Here is a 9164-nt window from a genome sequence, read left to right on the forward strand (position 1 = left end):
TATCGGGCCCACGCACCAACACGTCCTCGACGCGCACGTGCAGGCCCGGCCAGGCAGCCGCGTCAGGGGTACGCGGCAGCCCGATGGCCACGTGCCCCACATCGGAGAACTCCTCCGCGAACACGGTGCGCCACCGCTCCGCATCGTCAGCACCTTCCAGGACATGGATGCAGTTGCCCCACACATACGAACGATTGGAGGGCGTGCGCACGACGATGTACTGCCCGCGATCGACCACATCCGCCCCGGCCCGCAGGGCCACCACCACATCGGTCCATGCCCCCACCCCGAGACGCTCCACCCATGCGGCTTCAGCACCCGGGCCTCGGGACACCCCAGAATCACCCACGCCCGCTCCTTCCAGCACATCGGCCGATCACCCTCGACCCACCTCGAACAACGCGAAGGGGCCGCCCCGCAGGACGACCCCTCCACAGTGCCAGAAGGCCCATTCACATGATTCGAGGATCACACACCCGTGCTCGGCAGACCCTTCGGAGCTGCCTCACCCGGCTCGGCCGGCCGATCCGCCGGGGCCTCGCTGGACGAGTCCTCTGCGGGGGCATCGCCCTCATCGGCCCCACCAGCGGTCGGGGCCTGTCCAACGATGACCCGCACCTCGGGCGTGACCGACGAGATCGCCCCCACGTAACCGTCGGCAGCGACCGTCATCTGAAATTCACCGGCCTCGTTGGTCGTCACCGTTTCAACGAGCGTTCCCTGCTCCAGATTGTTCAGGTCACCGTCAGCGGTCTCGAAGATCTTGATCTCGGTTCCGGGGATGGGCTCCTCGAGACCGTTGCAGGCCACCCAGGTGTAGGTCTCACCCGGGGTGTATTCACGGCCGCTGTCGGTCGGGGAGCACACCGAGTCGTAGGCGAAGTGCGTCACGACGGCCGGATCGACCTCGACCACCGGCTCCTCTTCAACCGGGGTTTCATCGACCGGGGTTTCATCGACGGGGGCCTCGTCGACCGGCACTTCGTCGGTCGGGGTCTCCATGGGCATCGGCGGCTGATCGCCACCGACCACCTCGAACGTCCACACGCCGCCGATCAGCTCGCCGGAGCCATCCAGCACCCGCACGAAGTAGGTGCCGATGGTCTCCTCCTCGACGCTCATCAGACCGACGATGTTGGCGTCCTTGTAGCCCGAACCGAACTCATCAGCCACGATCTCCCGATCGATGCCGATGCTCTCGAAGTTCTCATCCCGGGCCACCTGCACGGTGTGCTGGCTCTCGGGATCCAGGTTCAGCCCCTCGACGGCGACAAGCCCGTAGTTGTTGTAGAGGTAGTCGAACCCGACCGCCATGTTGTCGCCCATGAGGAACGTCCAGGAGTCCTCCGACGCCGGATCGTTGGCCGGTGTCTCACCATCGGTGACGGTGAAGTGGGCGTCCTCGGCAAGCTTCTCGCCCGAGATCGTCTCGAAGGTCACCGTGTACTGCCCGAGGAGCCCCCGGTCGGCCTCCGCATGAGCCGTCAGGCTCACGGTCTCCCCGGTAAAGGCCCCGCTCTCATCCGCGATGATCGAACCGAGCGCCGGAATCTCGGCTCCGGTCGCCGTGTGGACGACCTTCGCAGAGATGTAGGCCGCCCGCTCGAAACCGGTGCCGTCCACCTTCAGAGTGACGCCGTCGAGCATCTCCTCCAGGGTGAACTCATCCTGCTGCAGCGTCGCCGTGCCCAGCGCCTGCGCCTCCACCGACGCGGTCGGCTCCGGGGTCGGAGCGGCATGAACCGGTCCGGCGATCATCAGGGCGCCTGCGATCGCCCCCACACCGACACCTGCAACCCGACGGAAATACGACTCACTCATTCTTTACCCACCCCAGTAGACCGCTTCTTCGCCCATGACGGCGACTTTCGCGGCAATACTAAGCAGGAGCTCATGAGCGCGCCAACTCGGGACGGCGCATATGCACACTTCTCACCTGATGTTCAACAACATGTAATTTTCATCCTCAACCATCGGGCGGAACAGAACACTCGGAGCATTCTCGACGCCCACCGTTCACCCCCTGCGAACCAGCGTTCGAACAACCCCTCGGGCCCGGTTCACGCGCGTGGCACAGTGAACCCATGAGCGCACCTCCACCCACCTCGGCTGCGCGTATCGCCGCCACGGTCGCCTTCTTCACCAACGGCGCCCTCCTTTCGACGCTCATGGCCCGCTATGCCGAGGTGAAACAGGCCCTGGGCCTCTCACCCCTGCTGTTCGGCCTCGTGGTGGTCGGCGCGGTCCTCGGTGGAGTGCTCGCGGGGCAGACCCCGGCTCTGGCGATCCGACGCCTGGGAACCGCACGCACCAGCGCCATCGGCACCACCGCCCTCGCCGCCGGAATCACGGTGGCGGCCATCGGCGTCACCCTCGGCCAGACCTGGATGCTGGCCGCCGGACTGATCCTCTCCGGCTTCCTCGACGCAGCCGTCGATGTGGCACAGAACTCACAGGCGCTACGCATTCAATCGGCGCTCGGGCGCTCGATCATCACCCGCATGCACGCCGGCTGGAGTGCGGGCGCGGCGACGGGAGCAGCGGTCGGCACCGCGGCCGCAGCCTGGGGCGTCCCACTACTGATCCACACCGCAGCCTGGGGTGCACTGTGCGCGATCGCGGTGATCATCGCAGCACGCCACTACCTCCCGGACGCCGGGGCCCCTGTCGATGCGCCCGCAGGAGCACCTACCACATCACGGCGCCGCCACCCGGCCCTCCTGCTGGCGCCACTCGCCCTGATCGCCGTAGCGGGGATCACCGCCGAGGAGGTGGCGAACAACTGGTCGGCGGTGTACCTGGCCACTGAACGCCCCCTCCCCCTGTCGATGGCCGGGATCGGCCTCAGCGTGATCCTCGGCGCCCAGTTCGTCGGCCGCTTCATCGGCGACTCGGTCATCGACACCCTCGGGATCCACGCCGCCCTTCGCCTGAGCCTGGGCATGGTGACCCTCGGGCTCATCGGCGGGATCTGGACACCATGGACCATTCCAGCGCTGGCACTGTGGGGCCTCGCCGGGCTGGGCTCATCGGTCACCGTCCCCATCGCCTTCACCGAGGCCGACGCCATCAGCGGCCTCAAACCACAGACCGGCGTCACACTGGTGAGCTGGAGCATGCGCATCATGACGCTCGCCCTGAGCCCGAGCATCGGCGCGGCAGCCGCCGCCTTCTCCCTGCCCATCGCCCTCACCGGTACGGCCGCCGTGGCAGCCATGGGTTGGCTGGCGACACTCACCCTGCAACGACGCTGAGCCAGACACCCCTTCATTGATGCGACCTAACAAAACACGGAAAATCAATAGGGGCAGACGATATCCCGCCCCTAAGTCGACGATTGAAACAATCAATCAACAACCCATGGACCAATAGCCAGAACAGATATATAGTGTTCATCAACGAGAGGCAATCTCGACACAACAAGGAGTCGCACATGTCAGTTCTCAACACCAAGATCCTCCCCTTCCAGGCCACCGCCTTCCGTAACGGCGAGTTCGTCGACGTCAGCGACGCGGACGTCGCCGGCAAGTGGTCGGTGTTCTTCTTCTACCCGGCCGACTTCACCTTCGTCTGCCCCACCGAGCTCGGTGACATGGCCGACAACTACGACGAGTTCCAGAAGCTCGGCGTCGACATCTACTCGGTCAGCACCGACACCCACTTCGTGCACAAGGCATGGCACGAGGCCTCGGAGACCATCGGCAAGATCCAGTACACGATGATCGGCGACCCCTCCGGCCAGGTCACCAACAACTTCGACGTGATGCGTGAGGGCGCCGGCCAGGCCGACCGCGGCACCTTCCTCGTCGACCCCGACGGCATCATCCAGTACCTCGAGATCACCCCCGAGGGTGTGGGCCGCAACGCCACCGAGCTTCTCCGCAAGGTGAAGGCCGCTCAGTACGTCCGCAACCACCCGGGCGAGGTCTGCCCCGCCAAGTGGGAAGAGGAAGAGGCCACGCTGACGCCTGGCATCGACCTCGTCGGCAAGATCTGATCCTGCTCGATCCCGTTCCCCGGCCCGCACCCCAGCGGGCCGGGGACACCGGGCGGACATCCCGCCCCTGATGACGCTGCGTCATCCCCATGACCACCTGATGACGCCGCGTCATCCCCATGACCCGCCGCCGTGCAGGCCGACGACACGTCCCGCGCCCCGGCCGGCCCTGCTTCCTCCCGTCATGTCGCGCAGCCCCGCTTCGGTGGCTGTGCTCCGCAGACCCCTGACGCCGCCCGCGTCCGGGCACCTGCCACTTCGCCACCACCAGCACGCACTCGATGCGTCGCCCAGCCAAGGAGAATCCCATGCTCGATGCCAACCTTCAGGCACAGCTCAAGTCCTACCTCGAAAAGCTCACCGAGGATGTCGTCCTCGCCTCCTCCCTGGACGACAGCTCCAAGGCCGGTGACCTCGCCGAGATGCTCGATGAGATCGCCGCCCTCTCCGATCGCGTGACGCATGACCGCCGCAATGACCACAACGAGCGTCGTCCGTCATTCGCCATCGAACGCCCCGGCGCCGATATCTCGATCCGTTTCGCCGGTATCCCGCTGGGCCACGAGTTCAGCTCGCTCGTGCTGGCGCTCCTGCAGGTCGGCGGCGTCCCGGTCAAGGAGGACGACGCCACCATCGAGGCGGTCAAGGGTCTTGACCAGGACCTCGAGTTCGTCACCTACATGTCGCTGTCGTGCCAGAACTGCCCCACCGTGGTGCAGGCGCTCAACGCCATGGCCACGTTGAACCCGCGCATCAAGCACACCGCCGTCGAGGGTTCGCTGTTCCAGGACGAGGTGAACGAGAAGAACATCCAGGCCGTGCCCACCATCTACCTGAACGGCGAGGAGTGGGGTGCCGGTCGCATGGACATCGCCGACTTCGTCGAGCGTCTGGACGATTCAGCCGCCGAGCGCATGGCCGAATCGCTCAAGGACAAGGACCCCTACGACGTGCTTGTCATCGGTGGAGGTTCGGCCGCCGTGGCAGCAGCGATCTACGCGGTCCGCAAGGGGCTGCGCACCGGCCTGGTGGCCGACCGCATCGGTGGCCAGATCCTCGACACCGTCGGCATCGAGAATTTCATCTCCTACCCCTACGCCGAGGGTCCGCAGATCGCCGCGAAGTTCATCGAGCACATGGACCAGTACGACATCGATGTGATCAAGCCGTTGAAGGCCGAGTCGATCACTCCCGCGGCCGCCGAAGGCGACCTGCACACCGTCGGTTTCGCCGGCGGGAATGAACTGAAGTCCAAGACCCTCATCATCGCCACCGGCGCTCGCTGGCGCATGCTCGGCGTTCCGGGTGAGGAGGAGTACCGCAACAAGGGCGTCACCTTCTGCCCACACTGCGATGGCCCGTTCTTCAAGGGCAAGAACATCGCCGTCGTCGGCGGCGGCAACTCCGGCGTCGAGGCCGCCATCGACCTCGCCGGTGTCGTCGGTCACGTCACGGTGCTGGAATTCATGGAGGACCTCAAGGCTGACGCCGTCCTGCAGCGCAAGCTCAAGAGCATGCCGAACGTGGACATCATCACCTCGGCTCGCAGCAAGGAGGTCGTCGGCGACGGCTCGAATGTCACCTCGTTGGTCTACGTGGACCGTGACACCGACGAGGAGAAGACCCTCGACGTCAGCGGCATCTTCGTGCAGATCGGCCTGCTGCCCAACACTGAGTGGCTGCACGGCGTGGTCGACATGAACGGTCGTGGCGAGATCGAGATCGAGCCCAACGGCGCCACGTCGATTCCCGGCATCTTCGCCGCCGGTGACGCCAGCACCGAGCCCTACAAGCAGATCGTCACCTCCCTGGGTGGCGGTGCCACTGCCGGGCTCGCCGCCTTCGACCACCTCATCAGGACCTCGGCCCCCGAGGCCTGACTCCCGCCCGGGCCCGGCCGGTTCCCAACCCCGGCGGGCCGTCATTCCATGAATGTGGTTTCCTCCCACCGGATTCCCGACCCCCACGTTGCAGCAGGCCGTGGAGGCCGGTACCCGAGTCCTGTGGGAGGAAACCGCTTCCCTGCTTCCTCCCAGCTCGAAAGCCGGATTCCATGAACCTGCGTGACCTCGAATATCTCGTTGCCCTCGACGAGCATCGGCATTTCGGCCGAGCCTCGGCGGCCTGCTTCGTGAGTCAGCCGACCCTGTCCACGCAGATCCGCAAGCTCGAGGCCGAGCTGGAGGTCCAGCTCGTCGAACGGGGCGGTCGCCGGGTCCAGTTCACCCACGTGGGCACCGAAGTGGTCCGCCGGGCCCGGCACGTGTTGGCCGATGTCGAGGAGATCCGGGGAATCGCCGCCCAATCGGTGGATCCGGCGTCCGGCTCGATACGCCTGGGAATCTTCCCGACGCTCGGCCCCTACCTGCTTCCGCACACCATGCCCGCACTCCAAGAGGCGTTTCCCGAACTGCGCCTGCTCCTGGTGGAGGAAAAAACCGAGACCCTGGTCGAGCAGCTCGAGTCCGGAGAACTCGACGCCATCATCATCGCCCAACCGGTGCAGGTGGAGGGAGCAGATTCGGTTCCCCTGTTCCGTGAGGATTTCGTGCTCGTCGGGCCCGCGAACGATGAGGAGATGACCGGTGGCCCACTCGAGGCCGGTGACCTTGCCGGGAGCGAACTGCTCCTGCTCACCGAAGGTCACTGCCTACGTGATCAGGCCCTGGACTTCTGCCGCGCCACCCGTGCCACCGAGCGCGGCCACTACCGAGCCACAAGCATGGAGACCCTCCGCCACATGGTCGCTTCAGGCGCCGGCAAGACGCTGATCCCCAGACTTGCGATGGCACCGCCGGTTCCCCCGAACCCCGCACTGGCTCTGCGCGAGTTCCAAGCCCCCACCCCGCACCGCGATATCGCGCTGGTGTGGCGCTCCGGCAGCGTCTACCGCGATCTGCTGCCCAAGTTGGCCTCGATCATCCGTGAAGCACCCGGGGACCTCGTCGAACCGCTCGTGTGAGGGCCCACGCGTCACCCCGTGGCCGGCCCGGGTCACAGGACCGTGGGAGTGTCCCCATCCGACACCATGGCCTTGCCCTTGGCCTGCCAGTCCTGCATACCGCCTGCAACATTCACCGCTGCGATGCCGTTGCTCTCCAACCACATCGCAGCATGAGCGGAGCGTCCACCACTACGGCAGATCACCGGTAGTGGGCCATCGACGCTGGGGAGATCGGCCACCCTCGCCGGGACCATGCCCAGTGGAACATGCACCGCGTTCTCCGCGTGCCCAGCGGCGAATTCATCGGGTTCCCGCACATCGAGCAGCACGGCGTCGTCAGCGAGTTCGGTCACGGAGATCTCGTTCATGCTGCGAGATTACCGCTCCGCACACGGCTGCCGAGGCTCTGCCCTATGTCGAGTGCCAGAGTGCGGTGAGCTCGGAGCGAGACCTGATGCCGAGTCGGGCGTAGATACGCGTCAGGTGATACTGCACCGTCTTGACGGAGATGAACAGGCTTTCGGCGACTTCCCGGTTGGTCTTTCCCTGCACGACGTGATCGACGACAGCCTGCTCCTGAGCGGTGAGCTCGGTGACCGAGGCACTGTCACGGGTGCGCGTTCCGGCCTTGAGTTCGCGGTCGCAACGCGCCACGTAACCGGTCGCTCCCATGGCGGCGTACCCGCGTCGTGCGTGGTACAGCTCGGTCTCGGCGTCACGACGTTTACCGAGGCGACGCAGCGCCTGCCCGTAACCCAGATGGATCCGTGCACGAAGCAACGGCATCGGCAGATCCGAGATCAGCGACAAGGAGTGCTCGAATGTCTCCCGTCCGCCGTCGATGTCACCACGATTGAACTGGAGCCTGCCCCGTGCTGCGCCGAGTCGGGCCATCACCGAGCGATGGTTCCGTTCCCGGGCGCGCTCCTCGTGAGGACGCAGGAACTCGTCGGCGGCATCGAACTCACCGATCGCGACCAAGGCGATCGCATACAGGTCGTGCCAGGGCCAGAAGCCCGGCTCATCGATGCCGCTGTGCCGGTCCAGTCGAACCAGCGGGCCGAAGGCACGCACAGTTCCGGCGTAGTCACCGGTGCCGATCGAGACGCACGCCCGCGCCATGGTCGCGGCCACCAGCATGGCCTGATAGTCGGTCCGTACAGCCGACGCCTTGGCCGCATGTTGTTCGGCCAGCTCGTTGTCACCACGAAGCGTCGCGATCTGGGCTCCGGCCCAGTGGATGAGCGGCATCGCCACCATCTGTCCGGTCTCCTGAACCAGAGGCAGTGCCTGGTCGACGGCCGCCTGGGCGTCGGACAGATCACCGAGCGCGAGGCGTGCGTGCGCCAGCCATGCATAGGACCACAGCGAGATTCGCGTGGAGCCCTGCCACACGGTCAGGGGTGCGGCCACTTCCAGTTCATGGGCCGCCAGTGGAACCCGTTCGAGCGCAAGATGCAACCAGCCCTGCCCCATCAGCGCACGTTGCCCCTGGGCACCTGCGTTCTCGGAACTGGTCAGCGACTGGTACATGTCCTCGGCCTCGACGGTGCGGCCCTCACCACCCAGTCCGAGCCCGAGCATCGCGTGAGCCTCGAAGCCCGCCGGAATCGGCGGATCAGCATGCTCGGCGAGATCGAGCGCGAGCCGCCCCCAGTGCACCAGTGCCTCGGAATCCCAATCGATCAGAGCGTGCAGCGTCAACCGGTGGGCGATGAATGCGCGCGTACCGAAATCGGCATCGCGAGCCTGCTCCCACGCTTGTTTGAGGAGCACCTCGGCTTCATCCTTGTGCCCCAGCAGCAGTTGGTAATAGCCCAGCACAGCCTGACGCTCGGGCCGCCCCTCCCCGAGTTCGAGCTCTGACATGACCGCCCGCGCGGCGTAGAGGTTTCCATCGCTCACGGTGGCGTCGATGCACCGCACCAATCGGCGCGAGGCCTCCTCCCTGCGCTCAGAGATCCGGCTCGCAGCCAGCCATGCACGTGCCGCCCGATGCCAGGCGCCCTGATCGGCTTGTTCGGCAGCCCATTCCTCGATGTCCTGAGCGAGCGCCTCATCAGGCCCCGCAGACGCCAACATGCGCTGCTGCAGCTGGATATCGGAGCTCCTCAGCACCTCGGCCGCCCGCCGGTGGATCGCTCGCTGACGTGCAACGCCCATCGCTTCGTACGTCGCCGCCCGCAGCAGTTTGGTGCGGAATCCGATCATGATCCGCATGCT

The 9164-nt window shown here is 66.0% G+C and carries 7 protein-coding genes and 1 pseudogene; 4 read left to right on the forward strand and 4 right to left on the reverse strand.

The window, feature by feature from the left end:
- Together FB460_RS12925 and FB460_RS12930 are read right to left on the reverse strand one after the other, a co-directional pair.
- Positions 1-349, reverse strand: a pseudogene (locus FB460_RS12925) (hypothetical protein); the annotation flags it as partial.
- Between the two features lie 119 nt (positions 350-468).
- Complete coding sequence (locus FB460_RS12930; protein ID WP_142094623.1) at positions 469-1821, reverse strand: transthyretin-like family protein; 1353 nt, start codon at positions 1819-1821, stop codon at positions 469-471.
- Positions 1822-2084: 263 nt separating this feature from the next.
- Between FB460_RS12930 and FB460_RS12935 the strand changes: the two genes are divergently transcribed.
- The 4 genes from FB460_RS12935 (at position 2085) to FB460_RS12950 (ending at position 6959) form a co-directional block, all read left to right on the forward strand.
- Positions 2085-3254 carry an MFS transporter gene (locus FB460_RS12935; protein ID WP_142094624.1) on the forward strand — a complete coding sequence of 390 codons (1170 nt, stop codon included), beginning with the start codon at positions 2085-2087 and terminating at the stop codon, positions 3252-3254.
- A gap of 179 nt (positions 3255-3433) precedes the next feature.
- The gene (gene ahpC, locus FB460_RS12940) at positions 3434-3997 is read left to right on the forward strand and encodes an alkyl hydroperoxide reductase subunit C (RefSeq protein WP_142094625.1); all 564 of its coding nucleotides are present in this window, start codon (positions 3434-3436) and stop codon (positions 3995-3997) included.
- Between the two features lie 308 nt (positions 3998-4305).
- Positions 4306-5877 carry an alkyl hydroperoxide reductase subunit F gene (gene ahpF, locus FB460_RS12945; RefSeq protein ID WP_142094626.1) on the forward strand — a complete coding sequence of 524 codons (1572 nt, stop codon included), beginning with the start codon at positions 4306-4308 and terminating at the stop codon, positions 5875-5877.
- 173 nt (positions 5878-6050) lie between these two features.
- A complete protein-coding gene (locus FB460_RS12950) occupies positions 6051-6959 on the forward strand; it encodes a LysR substrate-binding domain-containing protein (protein WP_142094627.1) in 909 nt (302 codons plus the stop codon).
- A gap of 32 nt (positions 6960-6991) precedes the next feature.
- Here FB460_RS12950 and FB460_RS12955 read toward each other — a convergent pair whose 3' ends face one another.
- Positions 6992-7309: a rhodanese-like domain-containing protein gene (locus FB460_RS12955; protein ID WP_142094628.1), complete on the reverse strand. Its 318-nt coding sequence runs from the start codon at positions 7307-7309 to the stop codon at positions 6992-6994.
- A gap of 43 nt (positions 7310-7352) precedes the next feature.
- Positions 7353-9164: LuxR family transcriptional regulator (locus FB460_RS12960; protein WP_142094629.1), on the reverse strand; the 1812-nt coding region annotated here is incomplete at its 5' end.

The sequence above is a fragment of the Propioniferax innocua genome, from assembly GCF_006716235.1.
Classification (GTDB): Bacteria; Actinomycetota; Actinomycetes; order Propionibacteriales; family Propionibacteriaceae; genus Propioniferax; species Propioniferax innocua.